The 19,695-nt window shown below is 64.2% G+C and carries 21 protein-coding genes and 1 pseudogene; 9 read left to right on the plus strand and 13 right to left on the minus strand.

Annotation, left to right across the window (positions count from 1 at the left end; all coding sequences use genetic code 11):
- Positions 1-61: 61 nt before the first annotated feature.
- Positions 62-619 (plus strand): HNH endonuclease, encoded by a 558-nt coding sequence (locus ABIB80_RS00635; RefSeq protein WP_007597381.1) that lies wholly within the window; start codon positions 62-64, stop codon positions 617-619.
- Positions 620-742: 123 nt separating this feature from the next.
- On the opposite strand, the pseudogene ABIB80_RS00640 reads toward ABIB80_RS00635, so the two are convergent.
- Positions 743-1,745 (minus strand): annotated as a pseudogene (locus ABIB80_RS00640) (glycoside hydrolase family 16 protein).
- Positions 1,746-2,046: 301 nt separating this feature from the next.
- Between ABIB80_RS00640 and ABIB80_RS00645 the strand changes: the two are divergent.
- The 3 genes from ABIB80_RS00645 to ABIB80_RS00655 all read left to right on the plus strand — a co-directional run bounded on the left by ABIB80_RS00645 (position 2,047) and on the right by ABIB80_RS00655 (position 5,054).
- Complete coding sequence (locus tag ABIB80_RS00645) at positions 2,047-2,268, plus strand: dodecin (protein ID WP_018453224.1); 222 nt, start codon at positions 2,047-2,049, stop codon at positions 2,266-2,268.
- A gap of 167 nt (positions 2,269-2,435) precedes the next feature.
- Positions 2,436-4,340 carry a sensor domain-containing diguanylate cyclase gene (locus ABIB80_RS00650; protein ID WP_007597384.1) on the plus strand — a complete coding sequence of 635 codons (1,905 nt, stop codon included), beginning with the start codon at positions 2,436-2,438 and terminating at the stop codon, positions 4,338-4,340.
- Positions 4,341-4,406: 66 nt separating this feature from the next.
- Complete coding sequence (locus ABIB80_RS00655) at positions 4,407-5,054, plus strand: HAD family hydrolase (RefSeq protein ID WP_354126847.1); 648 nt, start codon at positions 4,407-4,409, stop codon at positions 5,052-5,054.
- 31 nt (positions 5,055-5,085) lie between these two features.
- Here the strand turns inward: ABIB80_RS00655 and ABIB80_RS00660 are convergent, their stop codons facing one another.
- The 6 genes from ABIB80_RS00660 to ABIB80_RS00685 all read right to left on the minus strand — a co-directional run bounded on the left by ABIB80_RS00660 (position 5,086) and on the right by ABIB80_RS00685 (position 12,387).
- Positions 5,086-6,054, minus strand: a complete 969-nt coding sequence (locus tag ABIB80_RS00660) for an ABC transporter ATP-binding protein (RefSeq protein WP_007597389.1) — start codon at positions 6,052-6,054, stop codon at positions 5,086-5,088.
- Positions 6,051-7,046, minus strand: coding sequence for an ABC transporter ATP-binding protein (locus tag ABIB80_RS00665; protein ID WP_007597391.1), 996 nt, complete (start codon positions 7,044-7,046; stop codon positions 6,051-6,053). Before ABIB80_RS00665 ends, ABIB80_RS00660 begins: the two co-directional genes overlap by 4 nt.
- Complete coding sequence (locus tag ABIB80_RS00670) at positions 7,046-7,963, minus strand: ABC transporter permease (RefSeq protein ID WP_007597392.1); 918 nt, start codon at positions 7,961-7,963, stop codon at positions 7,046-7,048. The genes ABIB80_RS00665 and ABIB80_RS00670 overlap by 1 nt, the downstream gene beginning before the upstream one ends.
- Positions 7,929-8,888: an ABC transporter permease gene (locus tag ABIB80_RS00675; protein ID WP_007597394.1), complete on the minus strand. Its 960-nt coding sequence runs from the start codon at positions 8,886-8,888 to the stop codon at positions 7,929-7,931. The genes ABIB80_RS00670 and ABIB80_RS00675 overlap by 35 nt, the downstream gene beginning before the upstream one ends.
- A gap of 28 nt (positions 8,889-8,916) precedes the next feature.
- Positions 8,917-10,707 (minus strand): peptide ABC transporter substrate-binding protein, encoded by a 1,791-nt coding sequence (locus tag ABIB80_RS00680; protein WP_007597396.1) that lies wholly within the window; start codon positions 10,705-10,707, stop codon positions 8,917-8,919.
- Positions 10,708-10,968: 261 nt separating this feature from the next.
- On the minus strand, positions 10,969-12,387 hold the full coding sequence (locus ABIB80_RS00685) for a M20 family metallopeptidase (RefSeq protein WP_035993690.1): 1,419 nt from the start codon (positions 12,385-12,387) through the stop codon (positions 10,969-10,971).
- Positions 12,388-12,672: 285 nt separating this feature from the next.
- Here ABIB80_RS00685 and ABIB80_RS00690 point away from each other — a divergent pair, with 285 nt between their 5' ends.
- The 3 genes from ABIB80_RS00690 (at position 12,673) to ABIB80_RS00700 (ending at position 15,032) form a co-directional block, all read left to right on the plus strand.
- Positions 12,673-13,644, plus strand: a complete 972-nt coding sequence (locus ABIB80_RS00690; RefSeq protein WP_354126848.1) for a S1C family serine protease — start codon at positions 12,673-12,675, stop codon at positions 13,642-13,644.
- Between the two features lie 28 nt (positions 13,645-13,672).
- A complete protein-coding gene (locus ABIB80_RS00695; RefSeq protein WP_354126849.1) occupies positions 13,673-14,743 on the plus strand; it encodes a phospholipase in 1,071 nt (356 codons plus the stop codon).
- A gap of 82 nt (positions 14,744-14,825) precedes the next feature.
- A complete protein-coding gene (locus ABIB80_RS00700) occupies positions 14,826-15,032 on the plus strand; it encodes a hypothetical protein (RefSeq protein WP_007597407.1) in 207 nt (68 codons plus the stop codon).
- 79 nt (positions 15,033-15,111) lie between these two features.
- Here ABIB80_RS00700 and ABIB80_RS00705 read toward each other — a convergent pair whose 3' ends face one another.
- The 5 genes from ABIB80_RS00705 to ABIB80_RS00725 form a co-directional block, all read right to left on the minus strand.
- On the minus strand, positions 15,112-15,771 hold the full coding sequence (locus ABIB80_RS00705) for a DsbA family protein (RefSeq protein ID WP_354126850.1): 660 nt from the start codon (positions 15,769-15,771) through the stop codon (positions 15,112-15,114).
- Positions 15,772-15,858: 87 nt separating this feature from the next.
- Positions 15,859-16,581, minus strand: a complete 723-nt coding sequence (locus tag ABIB80_RS00710) for an LrgB family protein (RefSeq protein WP_354126851.1) — start codon at positions 16,579-16,581, stop codon at positions 15,859-15,861.
- Positions 16,578-16,961 (minus strand): CidA/LrgA family protein, encoded by a 384-nt coding sequence (locus ABIB80_RS00715; protein ID WP_007597419.1) that lies wholly within the window; start codon positions 16,959-16,961, stop codon positions 16,578-16,580. Before ABIB80_RS00715 ends, ABIB80_RS00710 begins: the two co-directional genes overlap by 4 nt.
- A gap of 44 nt (positions 16,962-17,005) precedes the next feature.
- Entirely contained in the window at positions 17,006-17,482 is a 477-nt protein-coding gene (locus ABIB80_RS00720) for a PaaI family thioesterase (protein ID WP_007597420.1), read from the minus strand.
- Between the two features lie 3 nt (positions 17,483-17,485).
- Positions 17,486-17,914 (minus strand): acyl-CoA thioesterase, encoded by a 429-nt coding sequence (locus tag ABIB80_RS00725; protein ID WP_007597421.1) that lies wholly within the window; start codon positions 17,912-17,914, stop codon positions 17,486-17,488.
- A 110-nt stretch (positions 17,915-18,024) separates the two neighbouring features.
- Here ABIB80_RS00725 and ABIB80_RS00730 point away from each other — a divergent pair, with 110 nt between their 5' ends.
- A complete protein-coding gene (locus ABIB80_RS00730) occupies positions 18,025-18,573 on the plus strand; it encodes a TetR/AcrR family transcriptional regulator (RefSeq protein WP_007597422.1) in 549 nt (182 codons plus the stop codon).
- Between the two features lie 46 nt (positions 18,574-18,619).
- On the opposite strand, the gene ABIB80_RS00735 is transcribed toward ABIB80_RS00730, so the two are convergent.
- Positions 18,620-19,111, minus strand: a complete 492-nt coding sequence (locus ABIB80_RS00735) for a hypothetical protein (protein ID WP_007597423.1) — start codon at positions 19,109-19,111, stop codon at positions 18,620-18,622.
- Positions 19,112-19,312: 201 nt separating this feature from the next.
- Here ABIB80_RS00735 and ABIB80_RS00740 point away from each other — a divergent pair, with 201 nt between their 5' ends.
- Positions 19,313-19,597, plus strand: coding sequence for a PsiF family protein (locus tag ABIB80_RS00740; protein ID WP_007597424.1), 285 nt, complete (start codon positions 19,313-19,315; stop codon positions 19,595-19,597).
- Positions 19,598-19,695: the final 98 nt, after the last annotated feature.

The following is a 19,695-nucleotide window of genomic DNA, read 5'->3' on the forward strand; positions in this document are numbered from 1 at the left end:
CTGCATGTAGTATGTCAGTACGTGCTGCTTCGCAGCGTACATTGGAGGCCAGGAGCGTTACTTGAACGCACATGTCTCGCAAGGCCATTGGCCGGTGTTGGTGCTGAATGCGGACTTCCGGCCGCTGAGTTACTACCCACTGTCTTTGTGGTCGTGGCAGGACGCGATCAAGGCGGTATTCCTCGACCGCGTCAACATCGTCGCGCATTACGATCAGGCGGTCCATAGTCCCACGCTGCAAATGCAGCTGCCGAGCGTCGTCTCGCTCAAATCGTTCGTCAAGCCGACCACGCACCCTGCCTTCACCCGATTTAACGTCTTCCTGCGCGATCGTTTCGCCTGCCAATATTGCGGCTCGCCCGAAGACCTCACCTTCGACCACATCATCCCGCGCAGCAAAGGCGGCCAGACCACCTGGGAGAACGTGGTTGCGGCGTGCTCGCCCTGCAATCTGCGCAAAGGTAATCTGACGCCGGTGCAGGCCAAGATGTTTCCACGCCAGCACGCGTTCGCGCCGACGGTGCACCAGCTCCACCGCAACGGCCGCCTGTTCCCACCGAACTATCTGCACGACAGCTGGCTGGACTATCTCTATTGGGATACGGAGCTGGATCCGTAAAGTTGACGTCTGGCCTTACGACACCAACGAAGCCGGCGTGGAGCCCGCGCGTAGCCGCTGCGCCAACCGCCGCAAGGCCCGCGAGCTTTGCAAGATCGCGCCGCGAGAAACCAGCTGGCATTGCTATCTCCGGGCCTGCTCCAAATCGATCTGGTAGACGGAAATCCGGTCGATCTCGAATGCGACGGTAGGCGGCGACTCCGCGTCGACAGGTCCGACCCCGAGAAAGAATTTCGATCCGATCGCGAGATTGACGATCATGTACATGGGATCGTCGAATCCGATCGGCACCTTGATGTCGGACACCGGCCTGCGGTCGATGAAATAGACCAGGCGATCCTCCTCCCACAGCACACCGTAAGTGTGGAATGCGCTCGAAGCGTCGCCGACCGCGAAGTCGAAGCCGCAGGACTGGATCTTCTGGGTCGAGGGAATCCGCCAATGCGTCGTCATCACGAGATCACCCGGCTTTTCGCCGCGGCCTTCCAGCACGTCGACCTCGGGCGGCCAGCCGCCGTCATCCGCCAGCATCCAGAACGCCGGCCACACCGCGTGCCCGACCGGCACCTTGGCGCGAATCTCGAAATAGCCGTGCTTCTGCGCGAACGTGCCCTGGGTCGTGAGGATCCCGGAGATGTACTCGTTGTTGAACAGCACCGGCTTCAACCCCGGCGGGGTACGGCTGGCGACGATCGACAGCACGCCGTCCTTGACCTTGAACGGATCGAGCCCAAGCGGCGCCAAGGCGCGCCCGGCGTAGCGCGGATCGACATAGATCTGTTGCTCGCCATTGGCGCTGGTCTTGCGCTTGAAGTCGGAGCCGTCGCCGCCCCAGTAGCGCGCCTCCGGCCAGGCCGCACCACCGGCGTAGTGCGACACCCAGCGTCCGTTCGCCAGCGGATGCTCGTCAAAATCCTCGTTGAAGGTCCGGCGCAGCGGCAAGAAGACCAGCGAGGCCGGATTGACCGTCTCCAGCCGGCGGCACTCGATGGTGGAGCGGATCAGTCGTGACCTGCAGCGACATGCTCACCGGGGCAGCATCGAGATCGTCCTGCGCGATGCCCGGCGCAGGCACAATACAGAGACCGATCGCAGCCAGAGCGCCCCTCGTCAAACGCTCCATCATCACCGCACTTCGAAGATGCCAGAGGAAAGGCTGAGGTTAGCTCGCTCATGTCGGGACGGGCAAGAGCAGGCCCGCGACCGCGCGCCAATTCGGGAGCGCCGCTTGCACACGCGATCCAGATTTTCGTGCACTTACAAAATGGGACGCCTAGGCAGCGCGCGGAAGGCGAGCGGCAGCCTCCTGCCGGGGACGGAACTCGGAGCGCCGGCATCCGTTCAGAGTTGAGGCCGGATGTCGCGCGGGCGCCAGTTGTCCGCGACAGACATATCCGGTCCCGCCACAGCACGAGGGGAGAATAGTCATGGCCACAAGCGAGACGGATCACGTCTACAAGATCCTGGAACTGGTCGGATCGTCCGAGACCTCGATCGAGGATGCGATCAAGAACGCGGTCAGCCGTGCCGCCAAGACCGTTCGCGAGATGAAATGGTTCGAGGTGGTGCAAACGCGCGGCCATATCGAGAACGGTGCCGTGCGCCACTACCAGGTGACACTGCGCGTCGGCTTCACGCTGGATGAGTGAGGCAGAAAGCCCGGGCGAAGCCGACACCTGAGGCCAGCCTGGTTAGCTCGACAATAGCCCGTCAGTTGTCGAGGACTGTTCCGACCGGAAGCGCACAATCCGCGCGGATGTTGCAACAGCCCGTTAAGGCCAAAGTGAGAGGTTTGCGCCGAAATGGAGCAAGCCTGATGACCACGGGCCGAGAACTCGGAAAGACGCGCCTTCCGCTCTGGGCGGCGGGTTTCGTCATCCTGACCTGCTTCGCCATCCTCGGCTTGAGCGGCTGGCGCGAATGGGAAACCCGCAACGCCGAACTCAGGAACGCCGAGATCGATGTCGCCAATCTGGCGCATTCGCTGATCCAGCATGCGGACGACACGTTCGAACTCGTTGATACGATCCTCGTAGGCCTGGTCCATCGGCTCGAACTCGACGGGACGGGTCCGGACACGATCACCAAGCTTCAGGCCTATCTGCCGACACGGAAATCATCGGACCGCATCCGCGGCATCTTCGTTTATGACGCGACCGGGCAGTGGCTGGCTACGACCGAGCACCTCGATTTCTCCAAGCTCAACAACAGCGACCGCGAATATTTCCAGCGTCATCGTGACTCGCCCGAGATGGGCACGTTGATCGGATCGCCCGTGAAGAGTCGAGCCGGGGGCCAATGGGTCGTCACCGCGTCCCGCCGGATCAACGATGCGGACGGCGGCTTCGCCGGCGTTGCCCTGCTCACGATCGATGTCAGCTATTTCGTTACGTTCTACGAGCGGTTTGACATCGGTACGAACGGCTCGGCATCGCTGCTCAACGATAGCGGCATCATGCTGGCGCGCAGCCGCGACGAGAGCGGCGCCTTTGTCGGACGCGACCTGTCCAATGCGCCCTTATTCAAGGGATGGGAAAGCCGTCCCGCCGCAGCAGTCTACTACTTCAAGTCGCCGCTCGATGGCGTCCAGCGGCTGAGCTATTACCAACGCAGCAGCCGCTATCCCCTGATGGTGTTGGCGAGCAAGTCGCGGGACGACGTGCTGGCGCCCTGGCGGCAAGCCGCGGCTGCGCGCAGCACCTTCGTCCTAGGCCTCGTGCTGCTGATCGCGGTGATTGGCTTCTACCTGGTCCGTCAACTCGTGCAGCGGCAGCGCATGGCCCAGGCCCTCGTCGTCAACGAAGCAAACTTCCGCCTGTTGGCCGAGCAATCCAGCGACATGGTGACCCGGATCGGGCTCGACAACCGGCTGCTCTACGTTTCCCCCTCCTGCGTACGCATCACGGGCTGGTCCTCTGACGAACTGCTGGCCACCTCGGCCCTGGCCGGCATTCACGCCGACGACATCGAGCGGGTCGAGCAGGCCATCGCCGCGCTTAAAAATGGCGAGGCCGAGGAGGCGCGGTTCGTCTATCGCCAGCGTCATCGCGACAAGGGCGAGATCTGGGCGGAGGCGGCGTTGCACGTGACCCTGGCATCGGACAGCGGCGAGATCGACGGCGTCGTCGCGGTGGTGCGCGACATGACCGAGCAGAAGGACCTTCAGGACAAGCTCGCCTCGCTTGCGACGACTGACGGCCTCACCGGGCTCGCCAATCGACGCGCATTCGACGAGCGCCTCGCTGATGAATGGGCGCGGGCCCGGCGCGACGGCTCGCAGCTCTCGCTCCTGTTGATCGATGTCGATCATTTCAAGAAATTCAACGACCAATATGGCCATCTGGCGGGTGACGGATGCCTGCGCGCGCTGGCCCGGATCCTATCAGCGCACACCAAGCGCCCGGCCGATCTCGCGGCGCGCTATGGTGGCGAAGAATTCGCCGTGCTGTTGCCGAACACCGGTCCCGAGGGCTGCGCCGAGGTCGGCGATGGGATTCGCAAGGCCCTGCAAGATCTCGCCATGCTGCATGCGCAAAGTCCCCCCTCCCGCCTGGTGACTGCAAGCATTGGCGGCGCGACGAGCCTTCCATCCCAAACCACGACGGACTGCAGCACGCTGGTCGCCGCCGCCGACCGCGCGCTGTACGCCGCCAAGGACAACGGCCGTGACCGGCTGGTGATGTCGGGACAGGTCGTTCCCTGGCCCGCCAGGAGCGCGTGACGGATCGACCGTTGCCCCGGATTTGTCGCCCGCGCTCCAGCGCGGTATGGCTTGGATCACGGCCGGATGGTCGGCCAATCCGAGAGTGCTGCTGTGACTGGTAAAATCAAACTCGTCCTCTTCGACATGGACAATGTCCTCTGCGACTACGACAGGGCAAAGCGTGTCGCATGGCTGGCGAAGCTTGCGGGGACCACGAGCGAATCCGTCCACAAGGCGATCTGGGACAGCGGCTTCGAGCTGCTCGGCGATTCCGGCACTCTCGACGCCGCGGACTATTTGCGGGGCTTCGGCGACCGCATCGGCTATCCGCTGTCACTGGACGAGTGGATCGAGGCGCGACGCCGTTCGATGCAAGCCGATCGTGCGATGCTGGAGATTGCCGGCAGCTTGCGGCAAACCATCGACATTGCCGTCCTGACCAACAACACCACGCTGGTCGCCGACCATATCGCTGCGCTGCTGCCGGAATTGCCGCCGCTGTTCGGCTCCCGAATCTATGCCTCGGCCCGGTTCAAGACGGCGAAGCCGGACCCGCGCTGCTTCCGCCTTTGTCTGTCGGAGCTCGACGTCAAACCGGAGAGCGTCCTGTTCGTCGACGATCTCATGCCCAATGTCGCCGGCGCGCGAGAGGCGGGCCTGTTCGCGCATCACCACACCTCGGTTGAGGCTTTCAGGCAGGCCCTTTCGGGGCACGGCCTGCTTCACGCATGAATGCGTGCTCCGCATTTCTCGGCGTCAGGCGTCAGGCGAGATGGCACGCCACGAAGTGCCCGCCCGCTCCTTCCTTCAGCTCCGGTGCGCTTTCTGCGCAACGCGGCTGGGCGATGGGACAGCGGGTGTGAAAGTGGCAGCCCGACGGCGGCTTCATCGGGCTCGGAACGTCGCCCTTGAGGCGGATGCGCTCGCGCTTGAGCTTGGGATCGGGCACCGGCACCGCTGATAACAGCGCCCTCGTGTAGGGATGCTGCGGATTGCGGTAGAGGTCGCTGGCCTTGGCGAGCTCGACGATACGGCCAAGATACATCACCGCGACGCGGTCGGAGATGTGCTCGACCACCGACAAATCGTGCGCGACGAAGAGATAGGTGAGGTTCAGCTCGGCCTGGAGATCTTCCAGCAAGTTGATGACCTGCGCCTGGATCGAGACGTCGAGCGCAGACACCGGTTCGTCGCAGACGATCAGTTTCGGCTCGACTGCGAGCGCACGCGCGATCACGATGCGTTGGCGCTGACCGCCGGAGAATTCATGCGGATAGCGGCGCATGTGCTCGGCCTTGAGCCCGACCTTCACCAGCAGGCTCGCGACGCGATCCTCACGCTCCTTGGCCGATGAGCCGAGCTTATGGATGACGAGGGCTTCGCCGAGGATGGCGCCGACCGTCATGCGCGGATTGAGAGAGGCGAACGGATCCTGGAACACAAGCTGCATGTTCCGCCGCATCGCGCGCAAATCGTTGCCGCCGAGCTGGCGGACATCCTGACCGTCGAAAACGACCTCGCCGTCGGTCGGCTCGATCAGGCGCAGCACGCAGCGTCCGGTCGTCGACTTGCCGCAGCCGGATTCGCCGACGAGGCCGAGCGTCTCGCCGCGGTTGACCGAGAACGAGACCCCATCGACGGCATAAACGCTGCCGACCTGACGCGACAGCAGGCCGCCGTGCACGGGGAAATATTTCTTCAGGCCGCTGACGCGGAGCAAGGGCTCGGTCATGCTGTGCCTCCCAACTGCGTATCTCCCAAATGGCAGGCCATGCGGTGGCCTGGCGCGATCTCGCGCAGCAGCGGCTCCCTCTCGGTGCAGACGCTCATGGCGTGGCGGCAGCGTGGAGCGAAGCGGCAGCCGACCGGCGGATTGATCAGGATCGGCACCGAGCCGCCGATCGCCTCCAGCCGCACCTTGTGCTCGCTGTCGAGATCGATGCGCGGGATCGAGCGGATCAGTCCCTGGGTATAGGGATGGCCGGGATTACCGAAGAGCTCGTCGACAGACGCCTCCTCCACGACCTTGCCGGCATACATCACGACGACGCGTTGCGCGGTCTCGGCGACGACACCCATGGCATGGGTGATCAGCATCACCGCCATGCCGAAACGTTCCTTCATGTCCTGGAGCAGATCGAGGATCTGCGCCTGAATGGTGACGTCGAGGGCCGTGGTGGGCTCGTCGGCGATGATCAGCTTCGGCTTGCAGGCAAGCGCCATCGCGATCATCACGCGCTGGCGCATGCCGCCGGAGAACTGATGGGGATAGTTGTGCACGCGGCCTTCGGCATTGGGTATCTGCACCAGCTTGAGCATCTCGATGGTGCGCTCGAGCGCCTGTTTCCTGGTGACGTTCTCATGGCGGCGCAGGCTTTCGGCGATCTGCTCGCCGATGGTGAGCACCGGATTGAGCGAGGTCATCGGCTCCTGGAAGATGAAGCCGATCTCCTTGGCGCGGATCTCGTCGAGCTGACTGCTCGTCAGCGGCACGAGATCGCGGCCTTCGAAAATGATCTCGCCTGCCGCGATGCGACCCGGCGGCATCGCGATCAGCTTCAGGATCGACATCGCGGTGACGGTCTTGCCGCAGCCGGATTCGCCGACGACGCAGAGCGTCTCGCCGCGGTTAATGGAGATATCGACACCGTCGACGGCCTGGAGGATGCCGTCGTCGGTGGAGAAGTGGGTTTTCAGTCCCTTGATCTCGAGCAACGGCGCCATCAGATCACCCGCCGCGCATCGAGCGCGTCACGCAGGCCGTCGCCGATGAAGTTGATGGCGACCACCGCGATGAAGATCGCGCCGCCCGGAAACAGCGCCCAGTGCGGGCCGATGTCGAGAAAGTCTTTCGCGTCATAAAGCAGCCGGCCCCAGGTCGGCGTATCCGGAGGGAAGCCGAGGCCGAGGAAGGACAGTGTCGATTCCGCGATGATGGCTGCGGCCACGTCGATGGTTCCGGCGATGATCACCGGACCCAGCGCATTGGGCAGGATATGGCGCACCACCTGCCGCACCGGGCTTGCCCCGAGCGCGCGCGCGGCTTCGACGAATTCCTTCTCCCGGATCGACAGGAACTGGGCGCGGACGAGGCGCGCGACCGGCATCCAGCGCAAGCCACCGATCACGAGCACGATCAGGATGAAAATGCCGCCCTCGGGGCCGAAAGCAGCCTTCAGCCCATCGCGGAAGAGATAGATCAGCAGCAGCAGCAGGGGCAATTGCGGCAGCGACAAAAAGAGATCGGTGAGCCACATCAGCCCATGACCGAGCGCACCGCGCGACATGCCGGCGAGCGCGCCGATCAGCACCCCGACAAATACCGAGACCAGCATCGCCGCGAGGCCGACCGCAAGCGAGATGCGCCCGCCATAGATCATGCGGGCGAGGATGTCCTGCCCGAGATCGTCGGTGCCGAAGGGATGGGCCAGCGACGGCCCCTGCATGCCCGCCACGATGTCGATGTCGTCGATCTTGACCCGCCAGATAAAGGGGCCGACCACCACCGCCAGGATCAGAACGAGGAGCAGGAACGCGCTGACGACGGCAAGCTTGTGGCGGCTATAGCGCCGCCACGTCTCGCGCCAGGGCGAGTAGACGCGCCGCTCAGCGGAGGGAGATGCGAGGGTCAAGCCAGCCATAAAGAACGTCCGCGATGAGGTTGAACAGCACGACCAGGCACGCAAAGACGAAGGTGACGGCCATCACCACCGGCGTGTCGTTGGAAAGGATGGAGGAGATCAGCAGCGAGCCGATGCCGGGAATGCGGAAAATCTGCTCGGTGACGATGGCGCCGCCGAACACCGCCGGGATTTGCAACGCAATCAGCGTGACGACCGGGATCATCGCGTTGCGCATCACGTGCTTGATGATCACCCGCCGCTGGCCGATGCCCTTGGCGCGCGCGGTGGTGACGTAGTCCAGCCGGATCACGTCCAGCATCGCCGAGCGCACGAAACGCGTCATCGAGGCAGCCTGGAACAGGCCGAGCACCGCCACCGGCATGATCGCCTGACGGATCATCTCCAGCACCCAGTGAATACCCGTGCCCTTGATGTCGGTCGTGTAGACGAAAGGCAGCCAGTCCAGCGTGACCGAGAAGATCAGGATGAACAGGATGCCGGTGAAGAAGGTCGGCAGCGAGAAGCCGACAAAGGCGAGCGTGTTGGCGACCTGGTCGAACAGCGAATAAGGTTTCGTTGCGGCATAGACCCCGACCGGGATCGCGATCAGGAGCGCCAGGATCTGCGCCGAGCCGATCACATAGAGCGTCGTTGGCAGTCGCTGGAGAATGAGCGTGTCGACGTTCATCCGGCTGACGAAGGAGAAACCCCAGTCGCCGTGCAGCATGGCGTTGAGCCAGTGCAGGTAACGAAGGTAGATCGGATCGTCGAGGCCGAACTTCGCCCGAAGCGCGAGAGCGACTTCGGGCGGCACGTTCGGATTGGTCGCCAGCTCCGAGAAGGGATCGCCCGGGGCTAGTGCGAGCACGACGAACAGCACGAGCGAAATTCCGAGCAGGCTCGGAATCGCGATCAGGAGGCGACGCAGGACATACTGGCTCATGAAGAAGGACCGCTCTAGGCGTGCGTGATCATTCTTCGCGGTACCAGTCGAACAAATTGTCGGTCTCGTTGGCCCAGCCCGAAACCACCGGGCGCAGATTGTTGGCGGCCGCCTCGACCTTCAGGCGGTGCTGCACCGGGATGAAAACGATGTCCTGGTACATGAGATCATTGGCCTTGATGTAGAGCGCCGCGCGCTTGACCGGATCCATCTCGCCGTCGGCGGCCTGGATGGTCGCGTCGTACTCCTTGTTGACCCAGCGCGGAAAGTTGGTGCCCTGCCACTTGTTCTCCTTGGTGGCAACGAGGTTCGAAAGGTAGCGACGCATGTGCTGCGACGGATCGGGCTGACTCAGCGGGATCTGGAACATCTCCATGTCGGCGTAGAACTTGGAATAGGTATCGGGATTGCCGACGTCGGAGGAGAAGAACACGGAGGCGACGACCGATTTCAGCTCGACGTCGATGCCCGCCTTCTGGCAGGCCTGCTTGACGATCGCCTGCGTCTTCTGGCGCGGCCCGTTGATCGAGGTCTGATAGACGAGCTTGAGCTTCTTGCCGTCCTTTTCGCGGATGCCGTCGGCGCCCGGCTTCCAGCCGGCATCGTCGAGGATCTTCGAGGCCTTCTCGACGCTGAACTCCCACGAGGTGTTCTTGGACACGAATTTTTCGGGCCCATTGAGGAAGTTGGCGGTGGTGCGACCGGCGCGGCCGTAGATCGCCTTCTTGACCGACTCGCGATCGATCAGCAGCGAGAGCGCCTTGCGCACCGCTGGATCAGAAAACAGCGGGTGCTTGGTCTTCATCGAGGAGCGTTCGCCATCGACCTCGGTGTTGGGGTCGGTGAAGTTCAGCGCGATGAATTCGGTGTCGCCGCCGACGGCGTAGACGGTCTTTCCCTTGCCGCCCTTCTCCAGGCGCAGCAGCACGTCGTCCTCAACCTGAATGTTCCAGCCGAAATCATACTCGCCGGTCTGGATCACCGCGCGCGCGGCAGAGACGGCATCGCCGCCGCCCTTCATCTCGATCGAATCGAAATAGGGCCGGTTCGCCATGTGATAATCGGGATTGATCACGCCGCGGACAAGATCGCCCGGCTTGAACTCGACGAACTTGTAGGGGCCGGTGCCGACCGGCGAGAGGTTGGTCGGCGCCTCCCGCGACTTGGACCCCATATAGTCTTTGAACAGATGTTTTGGGATGATGGTATTGGGAGCCCCGACAAAAGCGTCGGCCCAGAACGGCGTCGGCTTGTTGAACAGGATGCGGACCGTGAGGTCGTCCACCTTCTCGACCGTGATGTCGCGGAGCGTCGCGATGGTCAGTGCAGAGGTCGCCGGATCCTTGGCATATTCCCAGTTGAAGACGACGTCGTCGGCTGTGAACGGCGTGCCGTCATGCCATTTGACGCCGGGTTTGAGCTTCCAGGTCACCGACTTGCCGTCAGCGGCGAGGCCGCCGTTCTGGATCGAGGGAATTTCGGCGGCCAGAACCAGCTTCATGTTGCCGTCGGGATCCCAACAGGCGAGCGGCTCGTAGAACAGGCGCGCGCCGTCCTGGTCCTTGGTGCCGGTGGCAAAATGCGGATTGAGCAGGGTGGGCCCCTGCCACCACAGCAGCTTGAGCGCACCACCGCCGCCGCGCTTGGTCGGCTTGTAGGTCGAGGCGCCCTCAGCCATGGCGACGCCACCAAGCGCGAGGATCTGGTTGGCCAAAGGCGCGGTGAGACCCACGGCAGCCAGGCGCTGAATGAAGCCGCGGCGATCCATCCGCCCGTCCTTCACGTCACCGATCATCGAACGCAGTTCTTTATCCAGCATGGTTGTCCCCGTCTGGTTCCCGTATGGATGCAGGCGGTCGCGCGAGGCGACCACCGGGATTGGCTGGCGGTAGATGGCACACCGAATGGGGTGCGCGTCAACTGCGACCGTGTGTATGCAAACGGTCTTCTGACTGTCTGTTGGGCAAAACCATATTCCGCAGCCCATCCGTTCGGCAATCCAGCATCAAAACACGCTGAATTCCGCGCTGCACTGCAGAAAATTTGGTCGCCGCATCAGACGAAGTATCGAGGCGAAATTCTACGCCACGGACATGTCGAGCGGCGGCGCGACGTGGTCTGGCAGCGGGCAGACGTAAGGCGTCTTGGCCGTCCGCTTCTCGAGGTCAGCCTTGGCAGCCTTGATCAGTTCCGGGTCCGTCAGCGCCTTGATGCCGATGCCGGCCATCGCCTTAGCGGCCTGCACCATGGCCTTGTGCGCATGCGCGCTCTTGCCCTGCGCGACCACCTGCCAGGTGTGGAAGGGCGTGCCGATTGCAACCGTGGGTGCGTGGACCTGCACGGTCGGCACGACCCAGCTCACGTCGCCGACGTCGGTCGAGCCGACCAGCGGATTGCGCTTGGCATCGAGTGGCACCAGGAAGTCAGCCAGCGGCCGGTCGGTCGGCTCCATGCCGATCGCGTAATAGACCGACTCGATGTCCTTGTCGCTCAGCGTCGCGCGGATCTCCGTGGCAAAGCCCTTGTCCGCGTCGTCGAAATGCGGCGGTCCGAGTTCTTCCATGACCCGGTGCAGCGCCTGCTCCAGCGGCGTGTTCGGCAGGATGTTGGAGACCGCGGAGATGATCTTCATCTCGACCTTGGTCTCGGTCATCAGCGCCGCGCCCTCCGCGATCTTGCTCACGCGTCCAACCAGCTCGTTCATGCCGGGCAGATCACGGGCACGGATCGAATAGCGCACGCGTGCATGCGCCTGCACCACGTTCGGGGCGATGCCGCCGGTGTCGAGCAGCGCGTAGTGCACGCGCGCGTCGCTCGGCATGTGCTCGCGCATATAGTTCACGCCGACATTCATCAGCTCCACAGCGTCGAGCGCGGAGCGGCCGAGATGCGGCGAGGCTGCCGCATGCGAGGTGCGGCCGGTGAAGATGAAATCGGCGCGGGTGTTGGCGAGTGACGGCGTCACCGCGACTTCCCAGAAGCTGTGCGGATGCCAGGTGATGGCGATGTCGGCGTCTTCAAATGCACCGGAGCGTACCATGAACGCTTTTGCCGCGCCGCCTTCCTCGGCGGGGCAGCCGTAATAGCGCACGCGGCCCGGCACCTTGTTCTCGGCGAGCCAGTCCTTCACCGCGGTCGCGGCGAGGAGAGCTGCGGAACCGAGCAGATTGTGGCCGCAGCCATGACCGTGGCCGCCGGTCTCGACCGGACGATGCTCCGCGACGCCCGCCTCCTGGCTCAGGCCCGGCAGCGCGTCATATTCCCCCATGAAGGCAATGACCGGTCCGCCCTCGCCCCATTCGCCCATCACCGCGGTCGGAATGCCCGCGAGCTGCTCGGTGATGCGAAAACCCTGATGACGCAACTCGGCGAGATGTTCTGCGGCGGACCGCGCCTCGGTGTAGCAGACCTCGGGCATGCCCCAGACCTTGTCGCTGAGGTCGATGAAACGTGCCTTGATCGTGTCGATGCCACGCCAGATGTCGCTGCGGTTGTCCATGCTTCGGTCCGTGATCCCTGGGTCAAACGAAGCGGCAATGGTTAGCAGCTTCAATGTACGGCGCCTAGCACCTCGCCGGACAGCAGCCATGCGGTCAATGCCGGAGAGCCGCCCGACCGACCCGTGCATGAACCGGTCCTGTGCCTTTCAAAGATTTCATACGGCGTTCTCTGGAATAGTTGGGAACGAGGCTTTCAAGACGGCCTCCTCCGGCCTAAATTATCGGTGCTTCGCGTGTCGTTCCGCTAGCCACGGCGGAGCGATGCTCTCAGCCAGGAGAACTCCATGCCCGCTCTGACCGAATGGAGAGTGCCGCCGGCCAATCAGCCGCGGGCGAGCGATTATGATTTCGATCTCGACCGCGCGCTCGCCTCCGTCGTCGGCCTGCATGCCATCATCCCGCCGGACGCCTTCAGTGCCGAGACGCTGGGGACCGAGCGCGCCGGCAACGGCGTCGTGATCGACCACGGGCTGGTGCTCACCATCGGTTACCTCATCACCGAAGCAGAGTCGGTGTGGCTGCATGTCGGAGACGGGCGCGTGGTGGAGGGACATGTGCTCGGCTTCGATGCCGTCACCGGCTTTGGCCTGGTGCAGGCGCTCGGCCAGCTCGAGGTCGACCCCTTGCCGCTCGGCATCTCGGCCGAGACCCGGCTCGGCGACCGCGTCGTGGTCGGCGGCGCCGGCGGACGCACGCGTTCGGTCGCGAGCCAGATCGTGGCCAAGCAGGAATTCGCGGGCTACTGGGAATATCTGCTGGACGAGGCCATCTTCACCCATCCCGCGCATCCGAACTGGGGCGGCACGGCGCTCCTCAACGAGCGCGGCGAGTTGATCGGCATCGGCTCGCTCCAGCTCGAACGCGAGCGCGACGGCAAGGCCGAGCACGTCAACATGATCGTGCCGATCGACCTGTTGAAACCGATCCTGGACGATCTGCGCAAGTTCGGCCGCATCAACAAGCCGGCACGGCCGTGGCTCGGACTCTTTTCGACCGAGATCGACAACCGCGTGGTGGTGATCGGGATCTCCGCCAACGGTCCGGCGGCCCTTGCCGAGCTCAAGACCGGCGACGTCATCCTCGCGGTCGACGGCGAGAAGGTCACGAGCCAGACCGGCTTCTACAAGAAGCTGTGGAGCCTCGGCGCTGCCGGCGTCGACGTGCCGCTGACGGTACATCATGAAGGCGTCACCTTCGACGTCACGGTAACCTCGACCGATCGCTTCAAGCTCTTGAAGGCGCCGAAGCTGCACTGACAAGCCGAACTGAAGCAAGGAAACGACGATGAGCGAGGCCGTCGTTGACGATATCGTGGCCGTGCTGCCGCCGCTGCTCAATGCGCTGGAGGCGCTCGCCTTCTTTCAGCGCAACCTGCACCCGCCGGCCTTCGGCTCGGTGATGAACGCGATCGGCGCTCCCGACGAGGCGTTGCAAACGGTGCGCGCGGCAATCGGAGAATGGCCGGAACAGTTCGCCGGACTGCGCGAGCGGCTCGATCGGGCCTGCGACGAGACGCTCGCCGCCTTTACCGGCCTGCGCGAGGTCGAGCGTGGCAACGGCGATCTCGTCGCGGTCTTCCGCGCGCTGCGCCACGTCCCGCGCGCGCAGGAGGCACTCTATCCGCTGGCCGTGCAGTTTCCGCCCGTGAGCAGCTTCTTCCTCAACTCCGCCAATCGCGAGAATGCCGACCTGTTGTCGCGACTCGAAGCCGGCGCGGACGCGCACACCGGCATCATCCACGATGACAACGAGCCCGGCAGCCGCGGTGGCTTTTCGGTCTACGTGCCCGAATATTACACTCCCGATCGCGCCATGCCGCTGGTGATGGCGTTGCATGGCGGCAGCGGCAATGGCCGCGGCTTTCTGTGGAGCTGGCTGCGCGATGCCCGCAGTCTTGGTGCGATCCTGGTGGCGCCGACCGCGACCGGCCCGACCTGGGCCCTGATGGGCGACGATTCCGACACGCCCAACTTCATGCGCATTCTCGATACGGTGCGCAGCCGCTGGACCGTCGACGCCTCGCGCATGCTGCTGACAGGCATGAGCGACGGCGGCACCTTCTGCTACGTCACCGGGCTCGACGGCGCCTCGCCCTTCACGCATCTCGCGCCGGTGTCGGCCACCTTCCATCCGCTGATGGCGGAGATGGCTGACGCCACACGCCTGCAGCGCCTGCCGATCTTCATCGCACACGGCAAGCTCGACTGGATGTTTCCGGTACAGACCGCGCGGCAAACGCAGGCGGCCCTCGCCGCCGCCGGCGCGAATGTCACCTATCGCGAGATCGACGACCTCAGCCACACCTATCCTCGCGAGATCAACGCGGAGCTGGTGCAGTGGCTGAATGAAGCGTGAACGGATCGTCCTTACCTGCGCCGTACTGCCGCGGAACTATCATTCCGGGCCGACGTTATCGCCCGTCATCGGAGGTTTCGCCATGCGGATGTTTCTTGGAATGATTTTGGGCGCGCTGCTGCTTGCCTGCAGCGTGTATGTCTATGACTCCATGCAGACGTCGTCGGTTGCTAATGGCGAGGTTGCGACGACCAATCGCACCATCGTAAACTGGGATGTCGCAAAGGCCGATTGGGAAGCGCTGCGCGATCGCGCGCACAAAGATTGGGTCCGCATCTCCTCGAAGTAACGACGTGGTATCATGAATGAAATGAGGCGCCGTCGCGGGTCCGCGGCGGCGCCTTCGTATGCGGTGAATATCGCTCGGCTCAGTTCATCTTGGCCTTGCGGGCGTCGGCGATAACCTGCTCGAACTCGTTCATGCTGAGCACGCCCGGCACGCGGTACTTGCCGACGATGAAGGACGGGGTGCCGCGGAAACCGAAGGCTTCAGCCTGCTCGTTGTTGCGCTTGAGCACGGCGTCGATGTCCTTGGCGTGGTCTCCGAGATCGCGCGTCAACCGATCCATGTCGACGCCGGCGGCCGCGAGCAACTCGTTGATGCGTGGATCGGTCAGGCGCGAGCTGACGCCCATCATGGCGTCATGGGCCTGGTGGTATTTGTCCTGGAATTTCGCCGCGAGCGCGGTCCGCGCCGCCGTGACCGAAACCGGCCCGAGGATCGGCCAGTCCTTCATCACCAGCCTGACCTTGCCGTCGTCCTGGATGACCTGACGCAACTCGGGCTCGAGCTTGCGGCAATAGGGGCAGTTATAGTCGGACCATTCGATGATGCTGATATTCCCGTCGGGATTGCCGGCGACGGGAACATCTGGGTCGCGCAGCACCTTGGCTTCGGTCAGCACCTCGTCTTCGTCGGTCGCCGCGCGTGCCGCGGTGACCCCACCCGCGACAAGGGCACCCACCCCGATCAGCGTCAGCGCCGCGCGCCGCGTCGGCACAAGGCCCTTGTTCCTGAATCCAGCCATATCTCGTTCCATTTCGGTCCCATCTCCGTCGATACGGTTCGAGGCTGGGAGTTGTTACAGCTCATATAGAGTGTCGCAGAGCCGATGTCATCGCACCAGCAGCGTGACCGCCAAGGGTACCAGGAAGGAGGTCACCAAAGCGTTCAGGCTCATGGCGATCCCGGAGAAGACGCCGGCGATCTCGTCGACCTGGAACGCTCGCGCGGTCCCGATCCCGTGCGCGGCAAGGCCGGCGGCAAAGCCGCGGGCGCGGAAATCGCTGATCCCAGTGCGGTTCATCAACGGCGTCACGATGATCGCGCCCATGATCCCGGTCAGGATGACTGCAACCGCGGCCAGCGAGGGATCGGCGTGCAGGGATTCGGCGATGCCCATGGCAACGCCGGCCGTGACGGATTTCGGCGCGAGCGACAAAACCACGTCGCGCGGCAGACCGGCGAGCTCGGCCAGCAACACCACGGACACCACGGCCGTGACCGATCCCGCGACCAGCGCCACCAGCATCGGCGCGATCGAGGCGAGGACGCGCTTGCGGTTCTCGTAGAGGGGAACGGCCAGCGCGACCGTCGCGGGCCCCAAGAGGAAATGTACGAACTGCGCGCCGGCGAAATAGGTCGTGTAGGAGGTGCCGGTTAGCAGCAGGAAGGCGCCGACGATCCACATCGCATGCAGCACGGGATTGGCGAGCGGATGGCGCCGCGTCGCCAGCGACACCGCGTCCGTGCCGGCATAGACCAGCAGCGTCACAGTCAACCAAAGCAGCGGCGACTGCGAGAGATAGACCCAGAGCGAGAACGGATTGTCCTTCATCGCGCGTCCTGTTGCCTCAACAGGCGGCTGACGAGGCGGAAGGTGAGTACGGTTGCGAGCAGCGTGACGACCACCGACAGCGCGAGCACCAGAATGATGGCGATGCCGTGGGACGCGAGCAGATCGAGCTTCTGCACGACGCCGACCCCGGCCGGCACGAACAGCAGCGACAGATGCGCCAACAGACCCTTGCTCGCCGTCTCGACACCGTCATCGCGCAGCGGCCCGCGCGCGAGAAGCGCAAAGCGGTCGCGCGCGAGCAGCAGAATGAGGAGCAGCAATAGGCCGAGTACCGGGCCCGGCATCGGCAAGCCGAGGCTGCGCACGATGGCTTCGCCGATCAACTGGCAGAGCAGAATGAGACCAAGACTTGCAAGCATGATTTTGGCATCAAGGGATGCGCCGGCCGCCTTGTCAATCACCGCTATGCAGCGGGCGTGCGCGGTTCGTGCGAAGCGGCAACGCGCGGCAGCATCGCCATCAGCGTCCCGGTCATCGTGGCGATCAACGTGACCTTGCCCTCGTGCTCGGCAAACGCCTTCGCCTCGCAAAAGGTCAGCGTGCGGCCGGGCTTGACCACCTCTGCCTTGAAGACGAAACGCTCGCCCCGTGCCGGCGCGAGCAGCGTGGTCTTGAACTCGACGGTGAGGATATCGGCCTCGCGCGGCATCAAGGTGAAGGCAGCGACACCACAGGCGTTGTCGAGCCCTGCGGTGATGATGCCGGCGTGGACAAAGCCGTTCTGCTGTGTGAGGGCCGGCGAATGCAGCATGGCGAGTTCAGCCTCGCCCGGCGCAAGGCGGACGATCACGATGCCGAGCGTGTGCATCGCCGGCTGGCCGTCGAACATGGCGATGGCAGCCGCGCGATAACCCGGGTTCTTCGGCTCGTATGCGGCCATGGCTCAGGCCTCCGCGGGCTCGGCGAGATGCCTCAAAGCGAGCTCGCGAATGGCATCCGTGAACGGCACAGATTTACGCAGGCTGCGGTCCATGTGCACGCCCGTGATCTCGCACAACGCGGCGATCTCGCCGGTCTCGGCATTGGTCATGTCGTGCCGGAAGCGGATCGATTTGTCGCGGATCTCGAGCAGGTGACTGCGGATCTCGACGATGTCGCCGGCGAGCAGCTCGCGCTTGTAGGTGATGTTCTGCTGCACGGCGGCCATGCCGCGGCCGGAGCCGCGCAGGTAGCTCGGCGTGAGCCCGAGGCGGGCGAACAGATTCCAGTTGGCTTCGTCGAACTTGCCGACATACCACATGATGTTCATGTGGCCGACGTGATCGCACTGCCACGGATAGACCGTGCCGCGATAGGTCGCCTCCTGCTCCATCGCAATTCTCCCTGGCTCTTTCCCACCTTTGGTTATTGATACGGTAGCGTATCAACCTCCTCCCGCGTTAGCAATACGGCACCGTATCAAGAATCGGCGAGGCTTCCCGCATGAGTGACGGCAAAGGCGATGTCTGGGTCGAGGCAGGGCTCACCGAGCTCGCCCGATCGGGGGTCGAGGGGGTGCGGGTCGAGGTGCTCGCCAAGAACCTCGGCGTCACCAAGGGCGGCTTCTACCGCCGCTTCGCCGACCGTGCCGCGCTGCTCGGTGCCATGTTGGAACGCTGGCGCGAGGGGCGCTCAACGGCGATCGCGCAGCAGACGAGCCTCGATGGCCAAGACCCCCGTGAACGGCTGCGGGCGGTGATCCAACTCTATTCCGAGCGGCTCAATCCGGACGGGATGGCAATCGAGCTTGCGATCCGGCAATGGGCCCGCTCGGACGAGGGCGCCGCGACAGCGGTGGCGAACGTGGACGCGGCGCGGCTGAAGCACGTCGCCGAACTCTATCGCGCGACCGGCCTCGATACCGAGGCAGCCGAAGCGCAGGCCTTCCTGTTCTACTGCTTCATCTTCGGCCAGAGCCTGCTGTTCGTCGAGCGCGGCCCGCGCAAGCGATCGCAGCTCGTGGCGAAGTCGGCCGAGAAGCTACTGGATTAAGCAAGAGGCCGGAGCTTGGCCCCGGCCTCTGTGTCGTCTTGAAGCGTCAGGCGGCGCCCTTCAGCTTCTTGTTGCATTCGCTGTAATAGCCGCCGCCCTTCTCGATCCACTTCATGCCGCCATTGCCGTTGGTGGTCTTGTTGGCGTTGTACTGGTCGACGCAGGTGTGCAGGCGCCCCTTGCCGGGGGTCTCCTTGGCGTATTTCGGATCGACCGCGTTCGGATAGATCGCGGGGCCGGCCGGCAGGGTCGGCGCAGCAGCCGGGGCGGCCTCCTTCTTCGCCTGCTTCGGCTCGGCAGGAACGGCGGGCGCAGCAGGAGCGGCCGCGGTCGGCGCAGCCGCTGGCGTCGCGTCCGCGCCGCACTGGGCCTTGCGGAAGTCGTTCCACTTCGTGGTGCCGAGCGAGCCGTCCTTCTTGGCGGCCTGGTATTTCGCGCTGCACTCCTGCGAGGTCAGCGCCTGCGCCGGCGCACTTGCCACCAGCGCGGCAAAGCCCGACAGCGCAACTGCACACAGCAACTTTGATTGAATGGTCATCCTTGTCTCCTCCTTGATCTTCCCCCGAGGGAAGTGAACCGAGGATTGCTATCCTAGCGTGCTGCCCGCTCGCGACAAGGAAGCGATGGCTGCTGCCGCCAAAATATAGTGACCCTCCACGTTCGAATTATTCATGTCGCGTTCAGCAACGCCAGCCGACTTTCGCGCCCTTCGCAATTCCCGCAAGAAGAGTGCAGCACCATGACCTTCACATCTCGCCTCGCCGTCGTCGCTCTCGCCTCCCTTCTCGCCACCGGCACTGCCTTCGCGCAGACCGCCGCGCCGGCAGCAAAGACCGACACCAAGACCACAACCGCCGCCCCCATGGACAAGAAGGCACCGAAGGAGCACTCGGCCGAGTCGCTCGAATGCTCCAAGCAGGCCGACGCCAAGGGCCTGCACGGCAAGGAGCGCAAGAAATTCCGCTCCGAATGCATCAAGACCGCCAAGGCCGGCATGGCCGCGCCGGCTGCGGACAAGAAGTAAGTCCTTCCCCCCTGCTCGCGGCTTCGGCGAGAGGCGCGCGCATTGCGGCATGACGTGGCCGCAATTGTGCGCCTCTCGCTGATTTGCGATAAGGTGGT

Origin of the sequence: Bradyrhizobium sp. i1.15.2 (assembly GCF_040548425.1) — a bacterium.
GTDB lineage: Bacteria > Pseudomonadota > Alphaproteobacteria > Rhizobiales > Xanthobacteraceae > Bradyrhizobium > Bradyrhizobium canariense.

What these genes read in the sequence shown, in the direction of transcription:
- ABIB80_RS00645 (WP_018453224.1), top strand. Translation starts at nt 2,047, where the DNA reads ATGGCCACAAGCGAGACGGATCACGTCTACAAGATCCTGGAACTGGTC.
- ABIB80_RS00650 (WP_007597384.1), top strand. Translation starts at nt 2,436, where the DNA reads ATGACCACGGGCCGAGAACTCGGAAAGACGCGCCTTCCGCTCTGGGCG.
- ABIB80_RS00655 (WP_354126847.1), top strand. Translation starts at nt 4,407, where the DNA reads ATGGTCGGCCAATCCGAGAGTGCTGCTGTGACTGGTAAAATCAAACTC.
- ABIB80_RS00660 (WP_007597389.1), bottom strand. Translation starts at nt 6,054, where the DNA reads ATGACCGAGCCCTTGCTCCGCGTCAGCGGCCTGAAGAAATATTTCCCC.
- ABIB80_RS00665 (WP_007597391.1), bottom strand. Translation starts at nt 7,046, where the DNA reads ATGGCGCCGTTGCTCGAGATCAAGGGACTGAAAACCCACTTCTCCACC.
- ABIB80_RS00670 (WP_007597392.1), bottom strand. Translation starts at nt 7,963, where the DNA reads ATGGCTGGCTTGACCCTCGCATCTCCCTCCGCTGAGCGGCGCGTCTAC.
- ABIB80_RS00675 (WP_007597394.1), bottom strand. Translation starts at nt 8,888, where the DNA reads ATGAGCCAGTATGTCCTGCGTCGCCTCCTGATCGCGATTCCGAGCCTG.
- ABIB80_RS00680 (WP_007597396.1), bottom strand. Translation starts at nt 10,707, where the DNA reads ATGCTGGATAAAGAACTGCGTTCGATGATCGGTGACGTGAAGGACGGG.
- ABIB80_RS00685 (WP_035993690.1), bottom strand. Translation starts at nt 12,387, where the DNA reads ATGGACAACCGCAGCGACATCTGGCGTGGCATCGACACGATCAAGGCA.
- ABIB80_RS00690 (WP_354126848.1), top strand. Translation starts at nt 12,673, where the DNA reads ATGCCCGCTCTGACCGAATGGAGAGTGCCGCCGGCCAATCAGCCGCGG.
- ABIB80_RS00695 (WP_354126849.1), top strand. Translation starts at nt 13,673, where the DNA reads ATGAGCGAGGCCGTCGTTGACGATATCGTGGCCGTGCTGCCGCCGCTG.
- ABIB80_RS00700 (WP_007597407.1), top strand. Translation starts at nt 14,826, where the DNA reads ATGCGGATGTTTCTTGGAATGATTTTGGGCGCGCTGCTGCTTGCCTGC.
- ABIB80_RS00705 (WP_354126850.1), bottom strand. Translation starts at nt 15,771, where the DNA reads ATGGCTGGATTCAGGAACAAGGGCCTTGTGCCGACGCGGCGCGCGGCG.
- ABIB80_RS00710 (WP_354126851.1), bottom strand. Translation starts at nt 16,581, where the DNA reads ATGAAGGACAATCCGTTCTCGCTCTGGGTCTATCTCTCGCAGTCGCCG.
- ABIB80_RS00715 (WP_007597419.1), bottom strand. Translation starts at nt 16,961, where the DNA reads ATGCTTGCAAGTCTTGGTCTCATTCTGCTCTGCCAGTTGATCGGCGAA.
- ABIB80_RS00720 (WP_007597420.1), bottom strand. Translation starts at nt 17,482, where the DNA reads ATGGCCGCATACGAGCCGAAGAACCCGGGTTATCGCGCGGCTGCCATC.
- ABIB80_RS00725 (WP_007597421.1), bottom strand. Translation starts at nt 17,914, where the DNA reads ATGGAGCAGGAGGCGACCTATCGCGGCACGGTCTATCCGTGGCAGTGC.
- ABIB80_RS00730 (WP_007597422.1), top strand. Translation starts at nt 18,025, where the DNA reads ATGAGTGACGGCAAAGGCGATGTCTGGGTCGAGGCAGGGCTCACCGAG.
- ABIB80_RS00735 (WP_007597423.1), bottom strand. Translation starts at nt 19,111, where the DNA reads ATGACCATTCAATCAAAGTTGCTGTGTGCAGTTGCGCTGTCGGGCTTT.
- ABIB80_RS00740 (WP_007597424.1), top strand. Translation starts at nt 19,313, where the DNA reads ATGACCTTCACATCTCGCCTCGCCGTCGTCGCTCTCGCCTCCCTTCTC.